This is a genomic window from Rhodococcus sp. IEGM 1379, from assembly GCF_030056815.1.
Lineage (GTDB): Bacteria > Actinomycetota > Actinomycetes > Mycobacteriales > Mycobacteriaceae > Rhodococcus_F.
In genome coordinates this window covers 1-24,324 of record NZ_JASHKR010000061.1, presented here as the reverse complement: position 1 = coordinate 24,324, position 24,324 = coordinate 1, and the positions used below count along the sequence as shown (strand labels likewise).

Here is a 24,324-nt window from a genome sequence, read left to right as displayed (position 1 = left end):
GGATCGGGATGCGTCGGCGCTGGGGGTCGACGAATTGGCGACGCTCCGAGCACATTTCGCGACGCAGATCCGCACGGCCCGCGCTGCCCATCCCGAGCGGTCCTACCCGGAGATCCTCTCCTCCGCCCTCGACTACCGGCAGTGGCGGTTCTTCTCCTTCACCCTCATCAGCGGTGAAGGCAAGGAAGACCGTCTCACTGTCGCGCGGCACAGCGCACTGTCCGGTGGCGAACAGTCGGTGTCCCTGCACCTTCCGCTGTTCGCCGCTGCGCACGTCATGCTCGATTCGGCAGATCCGCATGCACCGCGGCTACTTGCCCTCGACGAGGCATTCGCCGGCGTCGACGACAACGGCCGGAGCGAACTGCTGGGATTGAGCGTCCAGTTCGATCTGGACCTCTTCATGACCGGCTACGACCTGTGGATCACCTACGCCGACGTCCCCGGCTGTGCGCACTACGACCTGGCGCATTCGACGGCCGAGCAAGCCGTCAGTGCTGCACTGCTGGTCTGGTCCAACGGTGAGCTACTGGCCGAGCACGACGGAACGGATCTGGCGCGCGCACTCGGTTCGCCGTTGCGGCGACGCGTCCCGGCACCGGCCGAGGGTGCGCTCGACTACGCCGAGAACGCACTGTGATGCTCCGATGAGCGTCACGACTGAGAATTAGGCCGAGACCCGGTGGGCAAGAAACCGTGTGAGACAAAACAGTTTCCCGCCGGGTCTTCCCGTCCCCGCGGCCACTGCCTGCCGGCCCACTGCCCGGATATCGAAGTCGCGCTCAGCTTCTCGACCAACCGACCACGCGGTTGACCGGTCAGTCGAGGCTCGCTACCGTCGAGGTATGCGCCGAGAAGTGACCTCACGCGACCGCATCATCGGTTGGGTGGCCGACATCGTCGTGGGCCTCGAGGACATACTGCACCTCGTCGACGAAGCGCTCGTCCCATGAAGACCACCGTCGACTTCCATTTCGATCCTCTGTGCCCATTCGCCTACCAAACCTCGATCTGGATGCGCGATGTACGCGATCAACTCGGACTGACGGTGAACTGGCGCTTCTTCAGCCTCGAGGAGATCAACCGCGAGGAAGGCAAAAAGCATGCGTACGAACGCGATTGGTCCTACGGCTGGTCCCTGATGCGTATCGGCGTGGCACTGCGCCGCCGAGACATGGCCTTGCTCGATGACTGGTACGCGGCGATCGGTGCCGAATTACATGAGCGCGGCGGGACCCCGCATCTACCCGAGACCGCACGCCGACTCCTCGAGGGGCTGGGCGTCGAGGACGAACTGTTCGACCAGGCCCTGGCGGATCCGACCACCCACGACGAGATCCGGGCCGATCACCAGCGGGTAGTGGACGCGGGCGGGTTCGGTGTTCCGACATTGTTTTTTCCCGGCGAGCAGTGCCTGTTCGGCCCCGTGCTCGTCGATCCGCCTACCGGAGCGCAGGCATTGACCCTGTGGCAAGTAGTGACCGGGATGGCTGCGCTGCCGCACGTCTACGAATTGCAGCGCCCCAAAACCAGCACTGATGCCGCCTTGATCGGGGAAAGCCTGCGGCCCTATATAAGGGGACGAGACTGGGTCAGTATCAATCGCGGCCGAGTCATCGAACTCGAGCACCTCGTCGAGCGCGACGGGAAATAACCGACAGCGACCACCTCCGGCGGCACAGCGAATCTCTGTGCTGCGCGTGAGCGCCACACGCCATTTCAAATCGTCGACGGGCGACCGATTGTGCGGAATCACACTGAAAGTATGCGATTCGGAATTCCCTCGAGTTGAGCGTGTTGCACCAATTGGTTCTTCTCTCCGACGAAAGGTTGTGCGATGACAAAGCTGTTGTTTGCGGTCACCTCTGCAGATCACTGGACGCTGAAGGACGGGACGGCCCATCCGACCGGCTACTGGGCCGAGGAGCTGGTCGAGTCTCATCGAGTGTTTGTCGACGCCGGTTACGACATCGTGATCGCAACACCTGGAGGCAAGGCCCCCACTGTGGATGAAGGGAGCCTTGCGCCCGAGGTCAATGGAGGGCAAGCGGGCGCTGACCGAATGCGCAAGTACATCGCCGACCTGCAGCCAGCGCTTAACTCCCCAGAGGTTCTGGAAGGTGTAGACGCCGACGACTACGACTTGGTCTTTGTTCCAGGTGGGCATGGGCCGATGGAGGATCTTGCGGTGTCCACATCCTTCGGGGAGCTATTGGTGAAGTTCCTGGACGCCGGAAAGGTTGTCTCCGCGGTCTGCCACGCGGGAGCAGCGCTGCTGCCCGCACGCAAATCCGATGGAAGTTGGCTGTTCGACGGCTATCAGCTGACCTCGTTCACCAATGAAGAGGAGACGCAGGCAGGTTTGGCGGACAAGGCTCCGTGGCTGCTCGAAACTCGGCTGCGCGAGCACGGTGGCAAGTTCTCGAATGCCGAAGCGTGGTCGCCCTACATCGTGGTGGATCGGAAGCTGTACACCGGTCAGAATCCCGCATCATCCAAACCCCTCGCGGAGCGAATCGTCGCCGACATGGCCTGAAACAGTCGGGGTTGCACGTTGACTGATGCATCGGAAATACCCGTGCAACGGAGGACCTACCGTGCCGGCAATTGCCGCCACGGTAGGTGCAGGCGGCAGTTCGACGACGTCCACACTCGTGGTCAGTTGTGAGCGGAAACCTTGCACCACAGCCGAATTCCGCGCGACAGCAGGGGCGATACTTACGGATTAGACAGGCGTAGCTGTCACCACGATGTTCTGCTCGTAATTACCGGTACTCGCATCGAACGTTGCCCCGCCGGTGATCATGACCAGACGTACCGAACGACGTGGGCCGTCAACACCGTCGAACCGGGGCCTGCCGGTCTAGCGCCCGGCGACCACCAACCGATCCTGCTCACATCTGCCGGCGGATCGAGCACGCCATCGGCTCGTGTCTCGATGGAATCTACCGGCGCATCGATCGAGAGTGACGGAACGATCAGCCGTGACGGTGGATACTGAGGAATCTTGTCAGTTGACGACTCCACCACAGACGATGAGGCCACCACTGATGTGAGGGTTTGCGTCTGCGCACTCAAGTTCGCATCCGGATCACCCGGGACCATTGTCATGCCCACGGGCACAGCCCGCGATGAGCGCGATAGCACCGATACCAGCCAGGACGTCACCCTTCATCGAGTTGTTCACGAAGGAGGATCCGTCGCCGACGCTCACCGTGACAGGTGCATCCGGTTGCGCAGTCGGACCATTGCAGGGGTCGAACGTCCTGTTCTGTGCGCCATCTCCCCGCCGAAGAAGTTGTCGATTGAACTACCGGTCGTGCCACCAGGACTGTTACCACCGTTCACGGTGCTGCCGAAGTCTCCGTTTTCCCCACCGGTGGTGAAATCAAAGCCACCGAGGCTCCCGGAGCTTCCGAACTCGAATGTGCTCCCGGTGCCGCCGGAGCCGCCCGAACCCGCGCCCAGGCTGCCCAGACGGCCGGCGCCTCCCAGACTGCCAGTGGCGCTACCACCATTACCGGTGTTACCGGCACCAGCGTTGCCCGTATTGCCACCGGTGTCCGAAGGATCGGTGTGCGTCAACGCGGATTCACAGTCGACTGTCGATGTCCCGTCTGCATCGACGAGTCCGACGGCCGCAGCGCGTGATGCAAATACGACGGCTACACCGACGATCGATACTTATCAGCAAATGTGAGTCCAGGCTACATATGTCCGCAAAATGGCATAAAAATGGGGGTGCGACACAATGTCGCACCCCCTTCGTCACCGAGAAATCAGCGGAGGGAAACTCCCAAGAGAGCGTCTACCGCGTCCGCGAACTGGGCCGGAGCCTGCGCATCCGAGCCGCCGCCTTCAATGGCGCGACGAGCCCATCCATCCAGTGCGTCCAACGCTTTGGGAGTGTCGAGATCGTCGGCAAGATGCTGGCGCAAGCGGGCAACCGTATCGGTGACGGACTGAGTCGATGCGAGCGCTGCGGCATCGCGCCAGAGCTTCAGACGTGCCTGCGCATCTGCAAGCACGTCATCCGTCCATGCGCGGTCCTGCCGGTAGTGCCCGGACAACAGGCCGAGGCGAATTGCTGCCGGATCGACCCCGCTGCCGCGCAACTTGGATACGAAGACCAGGTTTCCGCGACTCTTCGACATCTTCTCGCCGTCCAAACCGATCATGCCGGTGTGGACGTAGTGGCGCGCGAAACGTCGATCGCCCGTAGCACATTCGGCGTGAGCGGCTGAAAACTCGTGGTGCGGAAAGATCAGATCGCTTCCACCTCCCTGAACGTCGAAACCGGACCCGATGCGATTGAGTGCGATTGCGGCACACTCGATGTGCCAACCGGGTCGGCCTGGACCGAACGGTGACGGCCAGGAGGGCTCACCCGGTCGCACGGCGCGCCAGACAAGAGCGTCGAGCGGGTTGCGCTTACCAGCTCGATCCGGATCGCCGCCGCGCTCAGCGAAGAACTTCTCCATTGTGGCGCGGTCGTAGCCGGATTCGTATCCGAACTGCTCGGTGGCATCAGCTCGGAAGTAGACGTCGGGGAACTCGGCATCGTCGACGACGTAGGCGGCACCGGATGCGACGAACTTCTCCACCAACTCGACTACTTCGTTGATCGATTCGACGGCACCGATGTAATCCTTCGGGGGAAGCACGCGAAGTGCTTCCATGTCTTCCCGGAAGAGCGCCGTTTCGCGCATTCCGAGAACCATCCAGTCTTCTCCGTCGCGGTTGGCGCGCTCGAAGAGCGGATCGTCCACGTCAGTCACGTTCTGGACGTAGTGAACGTCGTGTCCGCCGTCACGCCAGATCCGGTTCACGAGATCGAACGTGAGGTAGGTGGCCGCGTGACCGAGGTGAGTGGCATCGTACGGGGTGATCCCGCAGACGTACATTGTTGCCGTCTTGCCTGGAGTGACGGGACGAACCTGACGGTCGGCTGTGTCGTACAGCCGCAACGGCGGCCCCTGACCGGGAACGGACGGGAGTGCGGTATCGGACCAAGAAAGCATGCTGCCGAGCCTAGTGGAGACTGATCGAAGGCTCTGAAGGTGCTCGCTGATCCGGCGTCGGTTCAGGCATCGACGCCAGTTTGCTCGGCCACCAGATCTTCTGCCCGATGTCGTACGTCAAAGCCGGGACCAGCAGGGATCGGACAAGCAGGGCGTCGAGGAGCACCCCGAACGCCACAATGAACGCGATTTGTGCGAGGAACAGCAGCGGGATCACCGCCAGCGCCGAGAAGGTTGCTGCCAGAACAACTCCGGCAGAAGTGATTACTCCGCCCGTAACTGTCAGTCCTCGCAGTGCACCTGCTCGGGTACCGATTTTCATCGATTCTTCGCGCACCCTCGTCATCAGGAAGATGTTGTAGTCGATTCCCAGAGCGACCAGGAACACGAAGGCGAACAGCGGCACCACCGGATCAGCCCCGGGGAACCCGAAGATGTGATCGAACACGAGCGACGAAATACCCAGTGTCGCAGCAAACGAAAGAACCACGGTGCCCATGAGGAGCACCGGCGCGAGCAGCGAGCGCAGCAGCAGAGCAAGAATGACGAACACCACCACTATGACTACGGGAATGATCAAATTGCGATCACGCGTCGACGTGGTTTTAGTATCGAGATCCGTAGCCGTGACACCCCCCACCAGAGCGTCTGCACCCTCGACTGCGTGGACTGAATCACGTAACCGCACAATCGTGTCCTCCGCCTCCAACGAGTCGGCAGCGGACGTGAGAGTGGCCTGCAACGACACCCGTCCGTCTACGACAAGTGGAATTCCCCCATTTTCGACCACGGTGACATCACTGACACCTTCGACGTGACTCGCAGTCTCAACTGCATTGAGGGCATCAGCATTCGCGATCACAATTGCAGGCGAGCCGGCTCCGGCGTCGAAGTGCTCACCGAGAATCTCTTGGCCTGCAACCGAATCGACGTCGAGGAGAAAGATATCCGAGGACGAGACGCCGTTGGCTTTGAACTGCGGCATCATCAACGCAAAAATCACCAACACCAGCGTCGACGCTACCCAGAACCGGCGTGGATGCCTACCGATTCGAGCCGCAAGACCAGCCCAGAAGCGGTGATCATCGGCTTCGTCGTGGTGTGCGCGATCGGCATCGAACTTCGGCCTCGTGGGCCAGTAAGCGGTACGGCCGAACAACACCAGTACTGCCGGCAAAAAAGTCATCGACGCCAGGAATGACGCCGCGATTCCGATGGCGGCGACAGGTCCGAGGCCACGGTTGGAGTTCAGATCCGAGAGCAGTAGGCACAGCACACCGGCGATAACCGTGCCCGCCGACGCTGCGACCGGCTCGAGGGTGGCGCGCCACGCAGTTCGCATTGCCGAGTATTTGTCCTGCTCGATCCGCAATTCTTCTCGATAGCGCGAGACCAGTAGCAGTGCGTAGTCCGTGGCGGCACCGAACACCAGGATGAACAAAATTCCCTGGCTCTGACCGTTCAGAGCGATGACATCGGCATCCGCTAGTAGATAAACGAGAAGGCTCGACAATCCGAGGGCGAAGACTGCCGAGAAGATGACGACGAACGGCAGAATCGGACTGCGATAGACAACGATCAAGATCAGAATCACGACCGACCCGGCGACGAGCAACAACAACCCGTCGATACCGGCAAATGCCGCAGACAGGTCAGCGACCTGACCCGCGGGACCGGTCACCAGCACGGTCAGCCCGCCAGGTGCGGTTTCCAACGCTGCCCGCAACGCTTTGACGCTGTCCTTGACCTCGACGGTGCTGTCGATCGGCAAGAACACTTGGAGTGCTTGACCGTCGGCAGACGGGATCGCCGGTGACGCGGCGGCGCCGAAACCTTCGGTGCCGACAAACGAATCGACTGTATCGGTCAGAAATGCCGAATCGCCGGCTTGCACCCCTCCCGGGCGTTCCGCGACGATGATTGCCGGGATAAATCGAGTATCCGTGAAACCCTCCTGCAGCTTCGCCACCTCGGTGGCTTCCGCCGATGCCGGCAGGAACGAAGTGTTGTCGTTCTGCTGCACCGAACCGAGCTTTCCGGCAAAGGGGCCGCCGAAGCTGCCGATCGCCAACCAGCCGATCACGAACAGAGCTGGCAGAATCCATCGAAGGCGGCGAACGGGACCACTGCGTACCGGTGTGTTCACAACATCTCCAGAGCTAGGCAGAATGGGCAACTAGATACTATTTTGTTCAGCAGACGAAGTAAATGCAAACGGAAGGCGCAGAACATGAGCGGCGACGGATTGGACGAGTGGCCCACCGGCCGACTGCTGTCCACCGCTGCACGACTCGTCGAGCATTCGTGGGAGAAAGTGCTGCGAACACGGGACATGACCCACGCCGGTCTCATCGTCCTTCACTCGATCGAGCAATATCCTGTGTCCCAGCGCGACATCGCCAAAGCCGCGCGCGTCACCGACCAGACGATGAGCCGCACCATCGACCGTCTCGAACGAGCCGGATACGTCACGCGCGGCACGGATCCCCGAGACGAACGGCGGCGCATGATCGCAATTACCGAAGCCGGTCGCGCGACCTACGAGAAACTGTTGACCTTGGAAAAAGAGGACGCGGCACTGACTATCGGGGTCGGGGATGTCGCAGCACTGCGCGAACAACTCCTGCGTCTCGTCCGATCACCAGAACTGAATCCCGAGAAGCGCGAACCCTAGAGTCCACTAACGTGGAGGAGGTCTTGCCTCAGAACGGCGGCCACGGAATTGTGCGGTGCCCGTTCGGGACGGGCATGACGGCCATGTCGACCATATTCCGCGCTCGCTCGGCGAGCGCGGAGATTTCGGAATCGGTGATCAGTTCCGACAGTTCGTCACCGAGATGACCATCGACCGCGGTAGCCAGCTCCGCAACATCCGCGATCAGCGAACCCGGCACCGTTCGGCCGGCCCAACCCCACAGCACAGTTCGCAACTTGTTGTCCGTGTGCAGGCAGATGCCGTGATCAACTCCGTAGACGGAACCATCGACGCCCTCGAGTGCGTGACCACCTTTGCGGTCCGCATTGTTGATCAGCACGTCGAGAACCGCCATCCGCTGAAGGCGCGGATCGTCGGCGTGAATGAGCGAGACGGGCTCCCCTTCGGAATCGAACGCTTGAAGAACCTCGAACCACCCCGGAGGAACATTGCCCGGACTGCAAAGATCAACGATCTCGGGTTCGTTGCTCCCATCCGAAACACGGTCGACCGTGTCCACCCACCGCTGAACCATGCCCAACCCGAAAGGACCGTCCCGCAACACAGTTCGCGGAATCACTCCCCACCCCAAGGTTTCCGAGACCCGATACGACGCGACCTCCCGGCCCGCAAGTGTGCCGTCGGGAAAATCCCACAGTGGACGCTCACCGCGAACCGGCTTGTACACAACCCTCATCGATTGCTCGCCGAGAATCGAGTCACACACCAGGGTCGCGTTACTCGCTGTGGTGATCTGCCCGATCACCGTCAGATCACCGCCCAGTAAGACGTCCGGTTCAGTCGAGTCGGACACTGTCTCAGTCCTCGCCGGAATCTGCGTCGTCGATCGCGAATCCAAAGGACTCACCGCGTCGATAACCGTTGGTGCGAATGCAGATATGACCCTCGGGAGCCAAAGGTTCGCCGCACAGCGGACACGGTGCCCGGCCGGCTGCAATCACGCGCTCCGAGCGTAGCGAGAACTCGCGCGCCTGCTCCGGTGTCAGGAACACCCGCACGGCGTCGGGCCCATCGTCGGAATCGTCGAGAACGACCGACTCGTCGAACTCGGTTTCACTGACCGCGAGCAGTTCCACCACCACCGCGCCGGCGTCGGCATCCCAGCCCAATCCCATCGTGCCGACTCGAAATTCGGCGTCGAGAGGAGTAACGAGTGGACTGAGGTCAGTGATATCGCCTGCTGCGGGCGGAACGTCCGTGCCGAAACGTCGGTGCACTTCCTCGAGAAGCAACCCCATACGGTCGGCAAGGACCTGCACTTGTTGTTTCTCGAGCAACACGCTCACCACGCGTGCATCATGCACAGCTTGGAGATAGAACGACCTGTCACCGGGCTCGCCCACAGTCCCTGCGACAAAACGATCAGGGGTGCGAAATACGTGAATCGCGCGCGACATTGCACCTCCTCGAATTCGAGAACATCCCTGGATACCCATTATCCGTCACAGTTCACACTCCGACCTCTCCACCGGGGACGGACTCTTGCACCGGAGCGGAACCATTTGTCGACGCTTTTGCACCGGCGATCGCTGCCAACGCATCTCCGGTGTCGTTGACACGAAGAATGAACGGCAGAGTTGCGGTGTACCGGATCACGCTCATCGACGCTGGTTCCGCGACGATCCGCTGGAACGAGTCGAGATGCATCGCGTAGGCGTCGGCAAGCACGGATTTGATGACATCGCCATGGGTGCAGGCAATCCAGACGACGTCATGGCCGTGTTTCTCGGCGAGTCGTGCGTCGTGCTCGCGAATAGCGGCAACTGCGCGTGCCTGAACCTGCGCCAGGCCTTCACCGCCGGGAAACACTGCACCGGACGCGTGTCGCTGCACTACCTTCCAGAGCGGCTCGTCGAGCAGTTCCTTCAGGGGCCGACCTGTCCACTGGCCGTAGTCCACTTCGATCAGTCGGTCCTCGACTACCGGGGTAAGACTCCGGTCCGCAGCAATGGGCTCGACGGTCTGCTCGCACCGCAGTAACGGCGAGCGAACAATTTCCGCAATATCGAGACCGGCCAATCTATCCACGACGCCGGCGGCTTGCTTCCGTCCGTGATCGTCGAGTTCCACACCCGGCGTTCGGCCGGCCAGAGTGTGGGCAGTGTTGGACGTCGACCGCCCGTGCCGCAGAAGGACAACTGTCATGCCATAACCCTAATGGGGCAGCGCTCCTACGGGCGGACCGTCGACGTCCACACGGTCGCTATGTCGCCGAAACAACCCCTGTGGCCAGCAGCGCAAGGACGACTACGCCGAGAGCGATTCTGTATCCGACGAACCAGTACATCGAGTGATTCACCACAAATTTGAGCAGCCAGGCGATGGCTGCGTAGCCGACGGCAAACGCAATGACCGTGGCGACGAGCAACTGCGGCCCGCTGGCGTTCAGTCCGTCACCGGCAGGCTCGAAGGCGTCGGGAAGGCTGAACAGACCTGATGCGAGAACCGCCGGAATTGCCAGCAGGAACGAATACCGCGCAGCAGCCTCACGGGTCAGTCCGAGGAACAAACCGGCACTGATGGTTCCGCCGGAACGCGAGACACCGGGGATGAGTGCGAGCGCCTGCGCCGAACCCATGATGATTCCGTCGCGCATGGTGAGACTTTCGATGGGGCGTGTCTTACGTCCGTAATACTCCGCAGCGGCGATCACAAGAGCGAACACGATGAGCATCGTGGCGATCAGCCACAAATTGCGTGCGCCGGTACGGATCTGATCCTTGAACAGGAACCCGAGAATGCCCACCGGAATGGTGCCGATGATGACATACCACCCCATCCGGTAGTCGAGGTCGCCGCGATGTTCGGAGTTGAACAACCCTCGGAACCAGGCGGTGATGATCCTCACGATGTCGCGAGCAAAATAGATCAGAACGGCGAGTTCTGTGCCGAGTTGGGTAACTGCAGTGAACGACGCGCCGGCATCACTTCCGAAGAATATCTCGGACATGATCCGCAGATGTCCGGACGACGAGACAGGAAGGAACTCGGTTAATCCCTGCACGAGCCCCAGGACCATGGCCTGTAGCCATGTCATCGCCTCGCCCATCAGAGGTCCGCCTGCGGTGATTCGATCTGGGCCGATTCGAATGGGATTACTACACAACGATTTTGTGTGTCGGGTTCACTTTTCACGGGCGTCACGCTACCGGTGCGCCGTTGGGCGCGCCGAGTCCGGCACGCGGATGCCCGAATACCCCGACTTAGGTCACCCGCGCACTAGTCTGCACGTGGTGAGAACTCTCGGGTACGACACATGCGTACCCGAGTCAGGCGCGGGAGATTCAGGGCGGTTATGAAGCACAGATCAGTCGGAACGAGCGGACTTCGAGTCTCGCGACTTGGACTCGGCACACTGACCTGGGGACGCGATACCGACGGCGATGAAGCGGCGGCTCAGATCCTGGCTTTCGCCGAGGCCGGTGGAACGTTGGTCGACACTTCGCCCGCATACGGCGACGGCGCGGCGCAACGGATTCTGGCCGAACTTCTCAATGACGTCGTCCCCCGCGACGAACTGATCATCAGTTCCAGCGCCGGGATCGATCCCAAGCCGATCGGAACGGATCGGGTCGACTGCTCACGACGCGGGTTGCTGCGTCAGCTGGACGCCACCCTCCGTGAACTCGGTACCGATTATCTGGATATGTGGCAGGTCGCGACCTGGGATCCACTGACACCTGTCGACGAAGTCGCTGCAACTCTCGACTACGCAGTGTCGAGTGGCAAGGTTCGCTACGTCGGTGTGCGCGGATATCTCGGATGGCAGTTGGCGACAGCCGTCGGGTCTTGTGGCGCAACAACTCTCACCGCAACTCAGGCCGAGTATTCGTTGTTGGCGCGGGGCGTCGAAGAAGAATTGTTCGCAGCCGCTTCGCATCACGGCGTCGGCGTCTTCGCCGCTGTTCCGCTTGCCGGCGGCGTCCTGACCGGGAAGTACCGCGACGGCATTCCCGTCGATTCACGAGGTGCCGACGACACGCATTCGCGCCACGTGCAGAGCTACCTCACGGATTCGTCGGTGCGCGTGGTCGATGCGGTCGTTACAGCCGCCGACGGATTGGGTACCTCACCTTTGGCTGTGGCACTTGCCTGGGCCCGGGATCGCCCCGGGGTTGCCAGCGCCGTGGTCGGTACACGCGATCTCGCGCAGCTCACCGGAGTGCTGGTTGCCGAGGAATTGGAATTGCCGAAAGCGATTGCCGCGGCATTGGACGATGTGAGCGCGTAACCCTCGATCGTGACGAACGGAATACCCGGACAGACGCCCAACAGAGGACAGGCTAACCTAGTGAGCAACGCACATCCGTAGCCCACAGGAGAATCCATGACAACGCTTGACGTAGACCACAGTTCCGCCAATGCACCAGTATTCTCCGAGCGAATCAAGACGGAAACCGATGCGGCCCACCGCGAGACCGAGCAGTCCGGATTTGTCGGTGCGCTCCTCGGCGGCAAACTGACCACAGCCGGGTTGGCAGCACTCCTCGGTCAGACGTACCTGGTCTACACAAGCCTCGAAGAAGCCGGCCGCGCCCACGCGGACAATGCTCTGGTCAGCCCCTTCCTCTCTGACGATCTCCTGCGTGTCGCCGCGCTCGAAGCAGATCTGGAATTCCTGATCGGCGCGAACTGGCGTGAAGGTCTCGAAGCCTTGCCGGCCACCGAACGTTACGTAGCGCGCCTGCAGGAAGTTGGCGTCGACTGGCCGGCCGGCTTTGTCGCTCACCACTACCTGCGCTACATGGGCGACCTCTCCGGCGGCCAGATCATCCGCCGCATGCTCGAGCGCGCCTACGGCCTCCAGACCGACGGCCTTCGTTTCTACACCTTCGACGGCATCCCCAAGCCCAAGCCGTTCAAGGACACCTACCGCGCCAACCTCGACGCTCTCGACATCACTGCCGAGGAACAGCAGAAGTTCATCGACGAGGTCAATATCGCCTACCGTCTCAATGGCGACCTGTTTTCCGACCTCGAGGGCAACATCGAGAGCTACCTAGTTAAATGAGTAAGCGCGTGGCCGCGGCGGATCACATGAAAAAGCGTTGGACCGCGGCAGCATTGGTCGTGATCGCCGGATTCGGTCTCGTCGCGTGCGGATCGAACGAGCAGTCCGGTTCGACACATCACGCACGGACCGCGGCCCTGGAAGATTCCAGCCCCGTCCCGATATCGGTAAACCCCGTCGCAAGCTTGCCGACAACAGTCACAGGCTTCGACGGGGTTCCGGTCACGATCACCGACAACAGTCGGATCGTTGCTGCAGACCGGTACGGAACGTTTGCCGCGACCACCGTCGCACTCGGCCTCGGTGACAATCTGGTCGGCCGTGACACCTCCGCCAAGTTCCCCGCTGTGGCCGACGTTCCCGTCGTCACGGTGGGTGGGCAATCCCTCAATGCGGAAGCGATCCTCAATCTCAATCCGACGGTCGTTCTCACCGATACGAGCATCGGACCGCAGAGCGTTCAGGAACAACTGCGGGCAGCGGGAATTCCGGTCGTGTTCTTCGACCCCACCCGAACCCTCGAAGGTGTCCCGAGCCAGATCCACGCTGTCGCCGACGCCCTCGGAGTGCCCGAACAGGGGAAGGCACTCGTCAATCGAACCGAAAGCGAGATCGCGGCTGCCCGCGATCTGGTCCCCGAAGACGCCGACACACTCAAGATCGCCTTCCTCTATCTCCGCGGAACTGCAATCACAATGATCGGCGGCGACGGTTCCGGTGCCGATTCACTCATCGAAGCGCTCGGTGCCGTCGACGCGGGAACAGCTTCCGGTATCAAAACGAACTTCGTTGCGATCACCAGCGAAGCTCTCATCGCAGCTGCCCCCGACGCGTTTCTACTGATGACCGACGGACTCGCCTCGATCGGCGGGATCGAGGGCCTCGAGAAGATTCCCGGCATCGCGCAGACTCCCGCCGGTAAGAATCAGCGCGTCGTCGACATGGAAGACGGCGTAATCCTGAGCTTCGGTCCCAACACCGGCCGGGTCATGCAGGTGCTGGCCGAAGCAATCTACGGACCCGCAGATTCGTGAGTACCGAGACAGAAAGCCCCGTCGGAGCAGCTGACGCGTCGGCAACGCGCGCAGCCTCCCGCTCCCGCGTGAGCGTCGTGCTGATCAGCCTTTCCGTAGCTCTGGTCATCGTCGCAATACTGTCGGCGTGCGTCGGGCAGGTGCCCACGTCGCCGCTCGAGGTGCTCGGCAGCATCCTGCACCGAATCGGCCTCGACATCGGTCCCCTACCAGCCCACCCCAGCGGTGAGGTCACGCTCTGGGAAGTGCGCTTCCCGCGAGTTGTCCTCGCCATCTGTGTCGGCGCGGCGCTCGGATGCTCGGGTGCTCTACTCCAGGGAGTGTTCTCCAATCCCCTGGCCGAACCCGGAGTGATCGGTGTGTCCGCCGGAGCAGCTGTCGGCGCGAGTGCCGTCATCGTCGTCGGTGGAACCTTTGCCGCCGGCTGGACCGTCGCTGCCGCTGCATTTATTGCAGGCCTGATAACGACCGCGGCGGTGTATCTACTTGCCCGGCACGACGGCCGAACCGAGGTGGTCACGCTCATTCTGACCGGCGTTGCCGTGAACGCGTTCGCCGGTGGTCTCATCGCGTTCTTCACCTTCATCGCGAGTCCGTCCGCGCGCGATCAGATCGTCTTCTGGCAACTCGGCAGCCTCAACGGTGCAACGTGGAGTTCAGTGATGGTCGTGGCGCCGATGGCCGTCGTCGGAATTGCCGCAACCATGGCGATCGCACCCCGACTCGACCTCCTCGCCCTCGGTGAACATGCCGCACGGCACCTCGGCGTCAACGTCGAACGCCTACGCCAACTTGCAGTCTTGATCGTCGCCCTGCTGGTTTCCGCCAGTGTCGCGTTCACCGGCATCGTCTTGTTCGTCGGACTTGTTGTTCCCCATCTGATGCGAATTCTTGTCGGACCCGGCCACCGGGCATTGATTCCGGCAAGTGCCCTCGCGGGTGCACTGGTTCTGCTTCTGGCCGATTTGGGATCACGATCCCTCATCGACAATGCCGATCTCCCGCTCGGAATGCTCACGGCACTCGTCGGCGGCCCCTTCTTCTTCTGGTTGTTGCGCCGCACTCGCGCAAAGCAAGGTGGGTGGGCATGAGCAGCTTCACACGCAACTGGCGTGAACTGTTCGGACACACGTCGCCCGAACCGCAGAGTCCCGTAGTCGGTGACGTCACGCTGCAAGCACTCGACATCACCGTCGAACGCGGCGGCCGAAACATCCTCGACTGCGTGAGCGTCGATGTCCGCGTCGGCGAGGTCCTCGTCCTCGTGGGGCCCAACGGTGCCGGCAAATCCACGCTTCTCGCGGCTTTGGCCGGTGATCAACCGGTCATCAGTGGACGCGTCGAGGTCGAAGGCACCGATCTCAACTCGTGGTCGGCGATCGACATGGCCCGTCGACGCGCAGTACTCCCCCAGAAACACACCATCGGCTTCTCGTTCACGGCACTCCAGGTTGTCACCATGGGACGCGCACCCTGGGCCGGTACCGGTCGCGAAGATCGTGACGGCGACGCTGTTGCCGCGGCGATGAAGACGTGCGACGTCGAAGCATTCGCACACCGCCCGTTTGCAGCTCTGTCCGGCGGCGAGCAGGCGCGGGTGGCTCTCGCGCGCGTGCTCGCGCAGGAGACATCGACAGTTCTGCTCGACGAACCGACCGCCGCTCTCGACCTCGGTCACCAGGAAGCAGTCATGTCGCTCGCGAGGGCGCGTGCAGCCGAAGGAGGCGCCGTCGTGGTCGTTCTCCACGATCTGGCTTTGGCTGCAGCATATGCGGACCGGATCGTCGTACTCGAGAACGGCCGCATTGCTGCCGACGGTTCCCCGGAATCGGTGCTGCGCGAAGATCTACTCACTCGCGTCTACGATTACCCGGTCGAGGTGTTCGAGCATCCGAAAACCGGGGCAGCCCTGGTGATCCCCCGACGCGACTTCACTAAGACAACCATCCGATCCGGATCGGGTGTCAGCGAACGGAATCGATGATCGCACCGAGTCGATCGAGTACTGCGCGTAGCGTCGTGACGCCCTTACTTCCCGATTCTAATTGTGATGAATCTGTCTCGACCGAGGCGACTGCGTCGCGGACCACTGCAGAAATGCTCCGAACGTCCGTCAAGTCAATGTCCCGGACTGACCGCTCCGCCGTCGCAATCACGTCGTCCGGGTTTGGGACGCTTCTCTCGCAATAGTCCCGATACACCTCGACGTACAGGATGCTCTTGCGCACGCGAAACGCGAAGGTCCTACCCGCTGACCTGCCGAAACCATGCGCATGCGCACCGACCGACACATCTTCGATCTCGAAATTGCCGCGCGCGTAGTCGCCACAATCCTCTCCGGATCCGGAGGGTTCGACAGGAATCACAATGAGCTCCTCAGAGATTGCGGTGTCAGCCACAATCGTTGTTCGTACGGTATCGCGGCGGCGCGTCGGACGGAATGGTCTGTCGTAGGCCAATGCAGTGAAAACGGTTGCGCGTCGATCAGGGATGATCGAGGGCAGACGTAGAGCGTCAGCAGTCATTTCGAGATAACAAGTGAAGACAAGTTTTGAAAAGAAAACGAGGAACCGACACATGACTCGCCTTGGGATCCGCACCACCACAGCAGCGATGGGAGCGGCTCTTCTGCTTGTCACTGGATGTTCTTCCGGTGAGGGTGGCGACAATCTCCAGACCATCGATCCGGCTACCGCAGTAGTTTCGCCGGCAACCACGAATTCTCTCGACGGTGTCGTTCGTCCGTACACCGGCCGAATCGATTCCATCACATTCGATCCGGTCACGCGCAACGCTCTGGTCGTGACGCAGGATCCGCGTTCGGTGCGGATCGTTCCGGCCGATTCGCTCGAGTCCGCGAATCCTGCCGTAGCCGGCCGAGAAATCAGCCTCGACGGAGATGTCCGCGACGTATCGATCGCCTCGGACGGAAAGGCCTTGCTGTCTATGGACAGCAAGGTCGTGACGCTGAATCTGAACACCGGTGAGCAGAGCGTTACTCCCTCCCCCGGAGTGGCAAACTCTGCAGTCGAACTTGCTGACGGCCGCATCGCCATTGGAACCGACAATGGTTCAATTCACATTGTCGACCCGAAGACCGGTCAGACACAAACGATTTCAGGTTTCGCATCGGTGGACGAACTCGCAGTGACGGGCGAAAATCTCAGCGCGCTCGATCACCAGCAGACCTCACTGACCGCAATCGACTTAGGCGAAGACCGTCTCGGAGCGGCATTGAGGGCCGGTGAAGGCGCAACACACCTCGCGACGGACCATTTCGGCCGCATCCTCGTCACCGACACCACCGGCGACGAACTTCTGGTCTTCACAGCTGATCCGCTCCTGATGCGCCAACGCTTCCCGGTCGGAGACTCACCTTATGCAGTGGCCTACGACGAGGGCGCAGACCGGGTGTGGGTAACTCTGACCGGCACCAACGAAGTTGTCGGCCTGGACCTGTCCTCGGGCATCCCCGTCGAAACCGCTCGGTTCCGCACCGTGCGGCAGCCCAACTCGCTCGCAGTCGATTCCAGCACCGGCACCCTGATCGTCGGCTCCGCGACCGGAGACGGACTCCAAAGCATTCCCTCGCGGACCAACTGATGGCGCAGCGGCAGAAGCCCTCCTTGGCACAGACTCCCTGGGACACGTCCGACGACGTGTTCGACTATCTGCCGCTACACCTTCCACCGCATGTCTCGCGAATAACCGCGTCGATGCGCCTGTCGATCTCCGCGGAGTTCGGTGGCTGGGAACTTTCCCAGGTGCGCCTGTATCCGGACGGCACCCGACGCGTTCTGCTCAAACGTAAGAAAACACCGCTACATGTGGAAAATCCGGACGGCATCATCCACTGATTCGCCCACCTCGACGTTTACACCACGAAGTTCACACCGAAGAAAAGCAGGAGAATTGTGTACCAACTGCTGTTGAGCCTGATGTTCCGCGTTCCCCCGGAGCGCATCCACCATCTGGCGTTTGCCGCCATGCGCCTGGTGACGAGATTTGCGCCGATCCGATGGCTCGTCGCGAAGGTCCTCGTGGTCGACGATCCGGTCCTGCGGAGTCAGGCTTTCGGCCTGACGTTTCCCGCTCCGCTCGGATTGGCGGCCGGATTCGACAAGGACGCCACCGGAGTCGACGCGTGGGGTCCCCTCGGATTCGGATTCGCAGAAATCGGAACCGTCACGGCGCAGGCGCAGCCCGGCAATCCAGCTCCACGACTGTTCCGTCTGCCCGCTGATCGCGCTCTGATCAACCGGATGGGATTCAACAATCACGGTGCCGGACATGCGGCCAACTTCTTGCGTCAGCGCCGCGTCACCGTGCCGATCGGTGCCAATATCGGTAAGACCAAGATCGTCGACGCCGCCGACGCGCCTGCCGATTACACGGCCAGTGCACAACTGCTCGGCCCGCTGGCCGACTTCATGGTGGTCAATGTCAGCTCCCCCAACACTCCGGGGCTCCGGGACCTACAGGCGGTCGAATCACTGCGCCCGCTACTTCAGGCAGTCCTCGACACCGTTCATGTTCCGGTCCTCGTGAAGATTGCTCCGGACCTGTCCGACGACGACGTCGACGCTGTCGCTGATTTGGCCGTCGAGCTCGGGTTGGCCGGAATTGTGGCCACCAACACCACGATTCGTCGTGACGGATTGAAGACACCCGACGCCGAGGTCGCGGCAATCGGCGCGGGCGGGCTGTCCGGCGCGCCCGTTGCGGATCGCTCACTCGAGGTGCTTCGCCGCTTGTACGGTCGTGTCGGCAACAAACTGACCATCATCTCAGTCGGCGGTATCGAAACAGCCGATCAAGCCTGGGAGCGCATTCTGGCCGGCGCAACGTTGGTTCAGGGCTACACCGGCTTCATCTACGGCGGACCGTTCTGGGCTCGCAGCATTCACAAGGGCATCGCGAAGAAGGTTCGGGCTGCCGGATTCTCCTCGATCAGCCAAGCCGTCGGCGCTGAGAACCCGCGCTAGTCACAACACCTCAACTGCAGCGGCCGGTTTCCTTCATCGCGAAGGAAACCGGCCGCTGCAGTTATCTGTACTTACTGGCTGTCTGTACTTACTGGCTGTCTGGATTTACTTGACCTCGAACGTCCCTGTCAGGGTTGCGCGTGCGATCGCGTGATGGAACACGTTGAAACCGAGGAACGCGGGTGAGGAGTCGGCGGTGACGCCTTCGAGCTTGTCCACGTCCAGTGCGTGAACGGCAACGATGTAGCGATGCGGTCCGTGTCCGGGAGGCGGGCCGGCACCGATGTAGCCGAAACCGCCGCCGTCGTGACGGAGAGTCACCGTGCCCTCAGGCAGGACCGAACTGTCCGCGGCGCCTGCGCCGGCCGGAAGTTCGGTAACCGAAGCCGGGATGTTCGCCACTTCCCAGTGCCAGAATCCCGACGCTGTTGGGGCATCAGGATCCAACACTGTGACAACAAAACTCTTCGTCTCGGCGGGAAATCCCGACCAGGAGAGTTGCGGCGAGATGTCCTCGCCGCCGGGAACACCGAAGGCACCGCTGGCCTGAGCGAGTTTCAGCGGTTGACCCGCAGTGATGTCGTCGCTGGTCAGCTCGAAGCTCGGCAACTTCGGCAATGGTTCGTACGGATCGTAAGCCATGCGAAATCCTTTCGTGTGACTGATGTTCAAGGCTGCAGCGCGTTCAGGAATTGAGAAGGAAATGTTCCAGAACACGTGTTCCGAACAGTACGGCCTCGACAGGCACCCTCTCGTCGACGCCATGGAACAACGCACTGAAATCGAGCTCGGGCGGCAATTGCAACGGCGCGAACCCGAAGCACCGGATACCCAGTTTCGCAAACGCTTTCGCGTCGGTTCCACCCGAGAGCATGTACGGAACGGTGCGTGCATCGGGATCGTGAGCGAGGATCGCGTTGTTCATCGCGTCGACCAGATGCCCGTCGAATGTTGTTTCGTACGAGTCGAGTTTGGTGATCCACTCGCGGGTCACGTCGGGGCCGATCAATTGGTCGACGGTGCGCTCGAACTCGGCTTGACGTCCCGGAAGTACGCGGCAGTCGAAGACGGCTTCCGCAGTCTGCGGAATGACGTTTGCCTTGTATCCGGCCTTGAGCATCGTGGGATTCGCGGTGTCCCGGAATGTCGCGCCGATGATGTTGGCGATCGTGCCCAGCTTGGCCAGGGTTCCGTCAATATCAGGCGACGTTGGATCGAAATCAAGCCCTGTCTCTTCACCCACAGCGGTGAGGAATTCCGCGACCGAATCTGAAATCACTATCGGGAACTGATGGGCACTCAACCTCGCGACTGCCCCCGCCAAGGTCGCCACGGCATTGTCGTCGTGAAGGAAGGAACCATGTCCGGCCCGGCCCTTGGCCGTCAGCCTCATCCAGCCGAGGCCCTTCTCCGCCGTCTCCACCAGATACAGACGACGATCGGTTCCGTCGGGACGCGGGACAGTCAAGGAGAAACCGCCTACTTCGCCGACGGCTTCAGTCACTCCCTCGAACAGATCCGGGCGGTGCTCGACCAGCCACTGGCATCCGTACTTGCCGCCCGCTTCTTCGTCGGCGACAAAAGCGAACACCAGATCACGCGGCGGAACAGTTCCCTCGGCCTTGAACTGGCGGGCGAGCGCCAGGATCATCCCGACCATGTCTTTCATGTCGACAGCGCCACGCCCCCAGATGTATCCGTCCTGAACGGCCCCCGAGAACGGGTGCACACTCCAGTCGGCAGGCTCAGCGGGAACAACGTCGAGATGGCCGTGCAGCATCAAGGCACCCCGTCCGGAATCCGCACCTTTCAAACGCGCGAACACATTTCCCCGGCCGGGAGCACCCGACTCGACATATTCGGTCTCGTATCCGACTTCCTGCAGCTGCGCGGCAACCCACTCCGCACACGCGCGTTCGCCTTTGGTCGTTTCAAGTTCTCCGGTGTTGGACGTGTCGAAACGAATCAGAGAGCTGACAAGGTCGACGACTTCTGCTTGTGAACGGCTGGGACCTGAATCTTTCCGAGATGAAGGCATGTCACTTTCCTACCATCGAATCACCCGAGATGGCAGACCAAAACAGTTCCCACCTGGCGATTTGGGACAACCCCCCGAATCGGATACTCTTTCCCAGCACCGAGAAATCGGGGCCGAGTCCGAGTGGCGGAATGGCAGACGCGCTAGCTTGAGGTGCTAGTGTCCTATTAACGGACGTGGGGGTTCAAGTCCCCCCTCGGACACTCGAAATACATAAAAATTGACCCCAGCCGAACCGGCTGGGGTCATTTTTGTTGTACGGCTTCATGATCCGCAATTAGTCCTTCGTTTCGACAAACGACAATGGCCGGAAGATTAGGCTCCCGCCATGCGTCTCTCGGAATACTCCGCAATCGCCGACCTTCCTCACCCCTTCCTCCTTATCCGTGACGATGATTTATCAAGTGAAGTGATGATGGAAGGACCGCTGCTCTGCATCGGCGGCGTCATAAACGGAGCTGTACTGCGGACAGCGAAGGAACCCGGACCGGTTTCCGTCGTCGTCCAACTCCGCGATTCCGTCAGCGAAATTGGCGAATTCGGCGACCAGTGGGATGCGATCGAAGAAGGAACCGTCCGCCTGCTCGGCCGGAATCCCCGCGTGCAAGGCCTGACCGGGGAGATCATCATCGACCTCGAATCCCTCGAACCCGGCACCTACCGGATCAGAGCTGGGGCTGCGCACCGCCTACGCGCAGACTCCGGCACCCCACGCGTCCGAATCGAACTAGCGAAAACCGAGACCGACACACCGACGTCCACACTCCGCGACACCGACGGCCTCCACTGCAGAACCCCCTACACCGAAAACTACCCAATCCTCCCGGAAGACCAACCTCACATCTCGAATACAGTCAGTACTGCAACAGTTTCCGAAACCTGGGAACGAATCACGGCGTGGTGCCGACACCACACCCCCGATGTCCTCACCGCACTCGCCGATCCCACCCCGCAACAGGACATCGACGCGGTCGAGTCACTGTTCCCTCACCCGTGGCCGGAAGACCTACGCACCTTCTACCGCCTCCACAATGGATTTCGCTCCGGCAGTTGGGCACAGATCCTCCCCGAACACGACCTGCTTTCGCTCGACGGTATTCGTACCCTCCACCGGGAACACGTAGACCTGACGCACGAACTCGCCCAGGAAGCCCAGTTCATTGCCGAACACCAACCTGAAAGACGCGACGCGGGAACTCCGGCCGGGGTGTACCTCGAATCGTTTGTGCCCATCGCCGAACGCGACGGCCACCTCCTCGTATGCGATACCCGAAGCGGTCCGTTGCACGGATGCATCACCGAGTACGGCCGCGACACCGCCGATGACGCCGGACCGGTGTGGACATCACTGGCAGCCCTCCTTGCGGACCTTGCAACGGCACTCGAATCGGAGACTCAGTTTCGGGGTCATTGGCGCCCCACCCCCGCCCACGGGACATTGACGTGGAGTTAAGGGAACACAAAACATGCCCCGAGTAGGCGATTTGGGAGTCAGGGAGGGCATCAGATACTCTTTCCCTGCACCGCGAAATCGGTGCCGAGTCCGAGTGGCGGAATGGCAGACGCGCTAGCTTGAGGTGCTAGTGTCCTATTAACGGACGTGGGGGTTCAAGTCCCCCCTCGGACACTCTGTGTTGAGACAGACAGGAAAAGCTCCGGTTCATTGAACCGGAGCTTTTCTCGTAAGATGGCAACGTTCCCACACCGGGGAGCAGTCCGCGCGAGCGGCGATCGAGATGGAACAGAAGTTCAAGTGGATACAGATACACGGCAGTCCGACGTAACAGTTTCAGAATCTGCCTTGGCAGAACTGACCGGACTCGACCCCGCAGAACTCGCGATCTGTTTGAAGGTTCTGCGGGAAGCCGCCGAACTCGACGACGAACATCCAGACTCCGTCACGATGCAGCGTGCCGTCGGCCATCTGTTCAAGCGACTCAAGAAGAAGCGTCGACTGGCCTCACGTGCGGCCGTCAACGAAGCCGACCGTGAGATCGTTGCCGCTACCGCAACCGGTTCACCCGATCGTATCGACGACGAGACCGCCGGCATCGCGATCAAATCCAACACTGCCGGTTCTATCGCGGGCACTCTCATCAAGGCGCGTCCCTGCTACATCTGCAAGCAGCGCTACACGCAGGTCGACGCCTTCTATCACCAACTGTGCCCGGACTGCGCCTTGATGAGTCGCAGCAAGCGCGATGCCAGTACCGATCTGACAGGACGCCGCGCGCTCCTGACCGGTGGCCGCGCCAAGATCGGCATGTACATCGCTCTGCGCCTGCTGCGCGACGGCGCACACCTGACCATCACCACCCGCTTCCCCAACGACGCGATTCGCCGATTCAAGGCGATGGAAGACAGCGCCGAGTGGATTCATCGTCTACGCATCGTCGGCATCGACCTTCGCGATCCGGCGCAGGTAGTAGCTCTCGCCGATTCCGTTGCAGCACAAGGCCCACTCGACATTTTGATCAACAATGCCGCCCAGACCGTACGTCGGTCCCCCGGCGCGTACGGCGCTTTGGTCGACGCCGAGGCCAGTGCGCTTCCCGCGGGTGAACTTCCGGACGTCGTCACGTTCGGCAAGACCAGCGACGCACACCCGGCTGCGCTGGCGGGTTCACTGTCGGACGTCGCTGCCCTTACGACCGGCAATCTTTCGGCCGACGCGGTCAGCTCGCTGGCCCTGGTCGCTAAGTCCGCTTCACCCGATCGCATCGAGCAAGGCATCGCCATCGACGCCGGCGGACTCCTCCCCGACCTCGCGCACAGCAACAGCTGGGTTCAGACCGTCGAAGAAGTCGACCCGATCGAGCTTCTCGAAGTCCAACTGTGCAACTCCGTTGCCCCGTTCATTCTCGTCTCGCGTCTGCGTCCGTCGATGGCTGCATCGGATGCGCGTCGCAAGTACGTCGTGAACGTCTCCGCAATGGAGGGCCAGTTCAGCCGCGCCTACAAGGGGCCTGGCCACCCGCACACCAACATGGCCAAGGCCGCACTGAACATGCTGACCCGGACCAGTTCCAAGGAGATGCTCGAAGACGGCATCCTCATGACCGCCGTCGATACCGGGTGGATCACCGACGAACGGCCTCATTTCACCAAGATGCGTCTGGCCGACGAAGGCTTCCATGCCCCACTCGACCTGGTCGACGGCGCAGCCCGCGTGTACGACCCCATCGTCCAGGGCGAACTGGGCGTCGACATCCACGGCTGCTTCCTCAAGGACTACAAGCCCTCACCTTGGTGAGGTGACCGCCGAGCGTCCACAGTGGTCACCGGCGAGGTGACTGCACCCACCTCCCCACCTGGATGTGGCGATTTCGACACTGTCTGAATGCCGTGTCGAGTCCCGCATTCCGGTAGCCGAACACAATTGCAGGCGATAATGGGCTAAGACCTTGCCATCGACTGGGCACCGGCAAACAATTCGGAGGAACCATGGCGATCGCTGTCGTACACAAGGACAGCCCGGAGGGCCGGGCTGCCATCGTCGCCGGCGCACGCGAGTCCGTG

General features: G+C 61.5%; 25 protein-coding genes and 2 tRNA genes. 16 read left to right on the top strand and 11 right to left on the bottom strand.

Annotation, left to right across the window (positions count from 1 at the left end; genetic code table 11):
- The 3 genes from QM600_RS22905 to QM600_RS22895 all read left to right on the top strand — a co-directional run.
- Positions 1-640, top strand: a 640-nt coding sequence (locus tag QM600_RS22905) for an SbcC/MukB-like Walker B domain-containing protein (RefSeq protein WP_283263837.1), incomplete at its 5' end; no start/stop codon positions are given.
- Between the two features lie 309 nt (positions 641-949).
- On the top strand, positions 950-1,654 hold the full coding sequence (locus QM600_RS22900; protein WP_283263836.1) for a mycothiol-dependent nitroreductase Rv2466c family protein: 705 nt from the start codon (positions 950-952) through the stop codon (positions 1,652-1,654).
- A 183-nt stretch (positions 1,655-1,837) separates the two neighbouring features.
- Positions 1,838-2,536: a type 1 glutamine amidotransferase domain-containing protein gene (locus tag QM600_RS22895; RefSeq protein WP_283263835.1), complete on the top strand. Its 699-nt coding sequence runs from the start codon at positions 1,838-1,840 to the stop codon at positions 2,534-2,536.
- Between the two features lie 266 nt (positions 2,537-2,802).
- Here the strand turns inward: QM600_RS22895 and QM600_RS22890 are convergent, their stop codons facing one another.
- From QM600_RS22890 to QM600_RS22875, 4 genes are all read right to left on the bottom strand, one after another.
- On the bottom strand, positions 2,803-3,048 hold the full coding sequence (locus tag QM600_RS22890) for a class F sortase (RefSeq protein ID WP_283263834.1): 246 nt from the start codon (positions 3,046-3,048) through the stop codon (positions 2,803-2,805).
- 162 nt (positions 3,049-3,210) lie between these two features.
- A complete protein-coding gene (locus QM600_RS22885; RefSeq protein ID WP_283263833.1) occupies positions 3,211-3,585 on the bottom strand; it encodes a hypothetical protein in 375 nt (124 codons plus the stop codon).
- 194 nt (positions 3,586-3,779) lie between these two features.
- Positions 3,780-5,021: a cysteine--1-D-myo-inosityl 2-amino-2-deoxy-alpha-D-glucopyranoside ligase gene (gene mshC / locus QM600_RS22880; RefSeq protein WP_283263832.1), complete on the bottom strand. Its 1,242-nt coding sequence runs from the start codon at positions 5,019-5,021 to the stop codon at positions 3,780-3,782.
- 10 nt (positions 5,022-5,031) lie between these two features.
- Entirely contained in the window at positions 5,032-7,104 is a 2,073-nt protein-coding gene (locus tag QM600_RS22875) for an MMPL family transporter (RefSeq protein ID WP_283263843.1), read from the bottom strand.
- Positions 7,105-7,251: 147 nt separating this feature from the next.
- Between QM600_RS22875 and QM600_RS22870 the strand changes: the two genes are divergently transcribed.
- Positions 7,252-7,695 carry a MarR family winged helix-turn-helix transcriptional regulator gene (locus QM600_RS22870; RefSeq protein ID WP_283263831.1) on the top strand — a complete coding sequence of 148 codons (444 nt, stop codon included), beginning with the start codon at positions 7,252-7,254 and terminating at the stop codon, positions 7,693-7,695.
- 28 nt (positions 7,696-7,723) lie between these two features.
- On the opposite strand, the gene QM600_RS22865 is transcribed toward QM600_RS22870, so the two are convergent.
- The 4 genes from QM600_RS22865 to QM600_RS22850 are packed head-to-tail and all read right to left on the bottom strand — an operon-like array spanning position 7,724 to position 10,786.
- The gene (locus QM600_RS22865; protein ID WP_283263830.1) at positions 7,724-8,530 is read right to left on the bottom strand and encodes an SCO1664 family protein; all 807 of its coding nucleotides are present in this window, start codon (positions 8,528-8,530) and stop codon (positions 7,724-7,726) included.
- A gap of 4 nt (positions 8,531-8,534) precedes the next feature.
- Positions 8,535-9,134: a DUF3090 domain-containing protein gene (locus tag QM600_RS22860; protein WP_283263829.1), complete on the bottom strand. Its 600-nt coding sequence runs from the start codon at positions 9,132-9,134 to the stop codon at positions 8,535-8,537.
- A gap of 52 nt (positions 9,135-9,186) precedes the next feature.
- Entirely contained in the window at positions 9,187-9,882 is a 696-nt protein-coding gene (locus QM600_RS22855) for a histidine phosphatase family protein (protein ID WP_283263828.1), read from the bottom strand.
- A 58-nt stretch (positions 9,883-9,940) separates the two neighbouring features.
- Complete coding sequence (locus QM600_RS22850) at positions 9,941-10,786, bottom strand: undecaprenyl-diphosphate phosphatase (RefSeq protein ID WP_283263827.1); 846 nt, start codon at positions 10,784-10,786, stop codon at positions 9,941-9,943.
- 246 nt (positions 10,787-11,032) lie between these two features.
- Here QM600_RS22850 and QM600_RS22845 point away from each other — a divergent pair, with 246 nt between their 5' ends.
- From QM600_RS22845 to QM600_RS22825, 5 genes are all read left to right on the top strand, one after another.
- On the top strand, positions 11,033-11,968 hold the full coding sequence (locus QM600_RS22845) for an aldo/keto reductase (RefSeq protein WP_283263826.1): 936 nt from the start codon (positions 11,033-11,035) through the stop codon (positions 11,966-11,968).
- Between the two features lie 96 nt (positions 11,969-12,064).
- A complete protein-coding gene (locus QM600_RS22840; RefSeq protein WP_283263824.1) occupies positions 12,065-12,748 on the top strand; it encodes a biliverdin-producing heme oxygenase in 684 nt (227 codons plus the stop codon).
- A gap of 26 nt (positions 12,749-12,774) precedes the next feature.
- A complete protein-coding gene (locus QM600_RS22835; protein ID WP_283263841.1) occupies positions 12,775-13,782 on the top strand; it encodes a heme/hemin ABC transporter substrate-binding protein in 1,008 nt (335 codons plus the stop codon).
- A complete protein-coding gene (locus QM600_RS22830; RefSeq protein WP_502943073.1) occupies positions 13,779-14,873 on the top strand; it encodes a FecCD family ABC transporter permease in 1,095 nt (364 codons plus the stop codon). The genes QM600_RS22835 and QM600_RS22830 overlap by 4 nt, the downstream gene beginning before the upstream one ends.
- Entirely contained in the window at positions 14,870-15,766 is an 897-nt protein-coding gene (locus QM600_RS22825) for a heme ABC transporter ATP-binding protein (protein WP_283263823.1), read from the top strand. The genes QM600_RS22830 and QM600_RS22825 overlap by 4 nt, the downstream gene beginning before the upstream one ends.
- Here QM600_RS22825 and QM600_RS22820 read toward each other — a convergent pair.
- The gene (locus QM600_RS22820; protein WP_283263822.1) at positions 15,747-16,307 is read right to left on the bottom strand and encodes a hypothetical protein; all 561 of its coding nucleotides are present in this window, start codon (positions 16,305-16,307) and stop codon (positions 15,747-15,749) included. The genes QM600_RS22825 and QM600_RS22820 overlap by 20 nt on opposite strands.
- 52 nt (positions 16,308-16,359) lie before the next feature.
- Here QM600_RS22820 and QM600_RS22815 point away from each other — a divergent pair, with 52 nt between their 5' ends.
- From QM600_RS22815 to QM600_RS22805, 3 genes are read left to right on the top strand one after another with little or no spacing between them, the layout of a single operon-like run.
- Entirely contained in the window at positions 16,360-17,385 is a 1,026-nt protein-coding gene (locus tag QM600_RS22815; RefSeq protein WP_283263821.1) for a hypothetical protein, read from the top strand.
- Entirely contained in the window at positions 17,385-17,639 is a 255-nt protein-coding gene (locus QM600_RS22810; RefSeq protein ID WP_283263820.1) for a DUF5703 family protein, read from the top strand. The genes QM600_RS22815 and QM600_RS22810 overlap by 1 nt, the downstream gene beginning before the upstream one ends.
- Positions 17,640-17,696: 57 nt before the next feature.
- Positions 17,697-18,767, top strand: coding sequence for a quinone-dependent dihydroorotate dehydrogenase (locus QM600_RS22805; protein ID WP_243621354.1), 1,071 nt, complete (start codon positions 17,697-17,699; stop codon positions 18,765-18,767).
- 105 nt (positions 18,768-18,872) lie between these two features.
- On the opposite strand, the gene QM600_RS22800 is transcribed toward QM600_RS22805, so the two are convergent.
- Both QM600_RS22800 and QM600_RS22795 read right to left on the bottom strand, forming a co-directional pair.
- On the bottom strand, positions 18,873-19,409 hold the full coding sequence (locus QM600_RS22800) for a YbhB/YbcL family Raf kinase inhibitor-like protein (protein ID WP_283263819.1): 537 nt from the start codon (positions 19,407-19,409) through the stop codon (positions 18,873-18,875).
- Between the two features lie 43 nt (positions 19,410-19,452).
- A complete protein-coding gene (locus tag QM600_RS22795) occupies positions 19,453-20,805 on the bottom strand; it encodes a M20/M25/M40 family metallo-hydrolase (protein WP_283263818.1) in 1,353 nt (450 codons plus the stop codon).
- 117 nt (positions 20,806-20,922) lie between these two features.
- On the opposite strand from QM600_RS22795, the gene QM600_RS22790 reads away from it, so the two are divergent.
- The 4 genes from QM600_RS22790 to QM600_RS22775 all read left to right on the top strand — a co-directional run bounded on the left by QM600_RS22790 (position 20,923) and on the right by QM600_RS22775 (position 24,058).
- Positions 20,923-21,008 (top strand) — tRNA-Leu (locus tag QM600_RS22790).
- A gap of 125 nt (positions 21,009-21,133) precedes the next feature.
- Positions 21,134-22,258 (top strand): SMI1/KNR4 family protein, encoded by a 1,125-nt coding sequence (locus QM600_RS22785; RefSeq protein ID WP_283263817.1) that lies wholly within the window; start codon positions 21,134-21,136, stop codon positions 22,256-22,258.
- Between the two features lie 88 nt (positions 22,259-22,346).
- A tRNA-Leu gene (locus tag QM600_RS22780) sits at positions 22,347-22,432 on the top strand.
- 174 nt (positions 22,433-22,606) lie between these two features.
- Complete coding sequence (locus tag QM600_RS22775) at positions 22,607-24,058, top strand: SDR family NAD(P)-dependent oxidoreductase (protein WP_283263838.1); 1,452 nt, start codon at positions 22,607-22,609, stop codon at positions 24,056-24,058.
- Positions 24,059-24,324 lie beyond the last annotated feature (266 nt).

Coding starts and splice junctions, on each gene's coding strand:
- QM600_RS22835 (WP_283263841.1), top strand. CDS start 12,775: ATGAAAAAGCGTTGGACCGCGGCAGCATTGGTCGTGATCGCCGGATTC.
- QM600_RS22800 (WP_283263819.1), bottom strand. CDS start 19,409: ATGGCTTACGATCCGTACGAACCATTGCCGAAGTTGCCGAGCTTCGAG.
- QM600_RS22825 (WP_283263823.1), top strand. CDS start 14,870: ATGAGCAGCTTCACACGCAACTGGCGTGAACTGTTCGGACACACGTCG.
- QM600_RS22840 (WP_283263824.1), top strand. CDS start 12,065: ATGACAACGCTTGACGTAGACCACAGTTCCGCCAATGCACCAGTATTC.
- QM600_RS22900 (WP_283263836.1), top strand. CDS start 950: ATGAAGACCACCGTCGACTTCCATTTCGATCCTCTGTGCCCATTCGCC.
- QM600_RS22895 (WP_283263835.1), top strand. CDS start 1,838: ATGACAAAGCTGTTGTTTGCGGTCACCTCTGCAGATCACTGGACGCTG.
- QM600_RS22815 (WP_283263821.1), top strand. CDS start 16,360: ATGACTCGCCTTGGGATCCGCACCACCACAGCAGCGATGGGAGCGGCT.
- QM600_RS22845 (WP_283263826.1), top strand. CDS start 11,033: ATGAAGCACAGATCAGTCGGAACGAGCGGACTTCGAGTCTCGCGACTT.
- QM600_RS22785 (WP_283263817.1), top strand. CDS start 21,134: ATGCGTCTCTCGGAATACTCCGCAATCGCCGACCTTCCTCACCCCTTC.
- QM600_RS22870 (WP_283263831.1), top strand. CDS start 7,252: ATGAGCGGCGACGGATTGGACGAGTGGCCCACCGGCCGACTGCTGTCC.
- mshC (WP_283263832.1), bottom strand. CDS start 5,021: ATGCTTTCTTGGTCCGATACCGCACTCCCGTCCGTTCCCGGTCAGGGG.
- QM600_RS22850 (WP_283263827.1), bottom strand. CDS start 10,786: ATGGGCGAGGCGATGACATGGCTACAGGCCATGGTCCTGGGGCTCGTG.
- QM600_RS22860 (WP_283263829.1), bottom strand. CDS start 9,134: ATGTCGCGCGCGATTCACGTATTTCGCACCCCTGATCGTTTTGTCGCA.
- QM600_RS22810 (WP_283263820.1), top strand. CDS start 17,385: ATGGCGCAGCGGCAGAAGCCCTCCTTGGCACAGACTCCCTGGGACACG.
- QM600_RS22795 (WP_283263818.1), bottom strand. CDS start 20,805: ATGCCTTCATCTCGGAAAGATTCAGGTCCCAGCCGTTCACAAGCAGAA.
- QM600_RS22855 (WP_283263828.1), bottom strand. CDS start 9,882: ATGACAGTTGTCCTTCTGCGGCACGGGCGGTCGACGTCCAACACTGCC.
- QM600_RS22820 (WP_283263822.1), bottom strand. CDS start 16,307: ATGACTGCTGACGCTCTACGTCTGCCCTCGATCATCCCTGATCGACGC.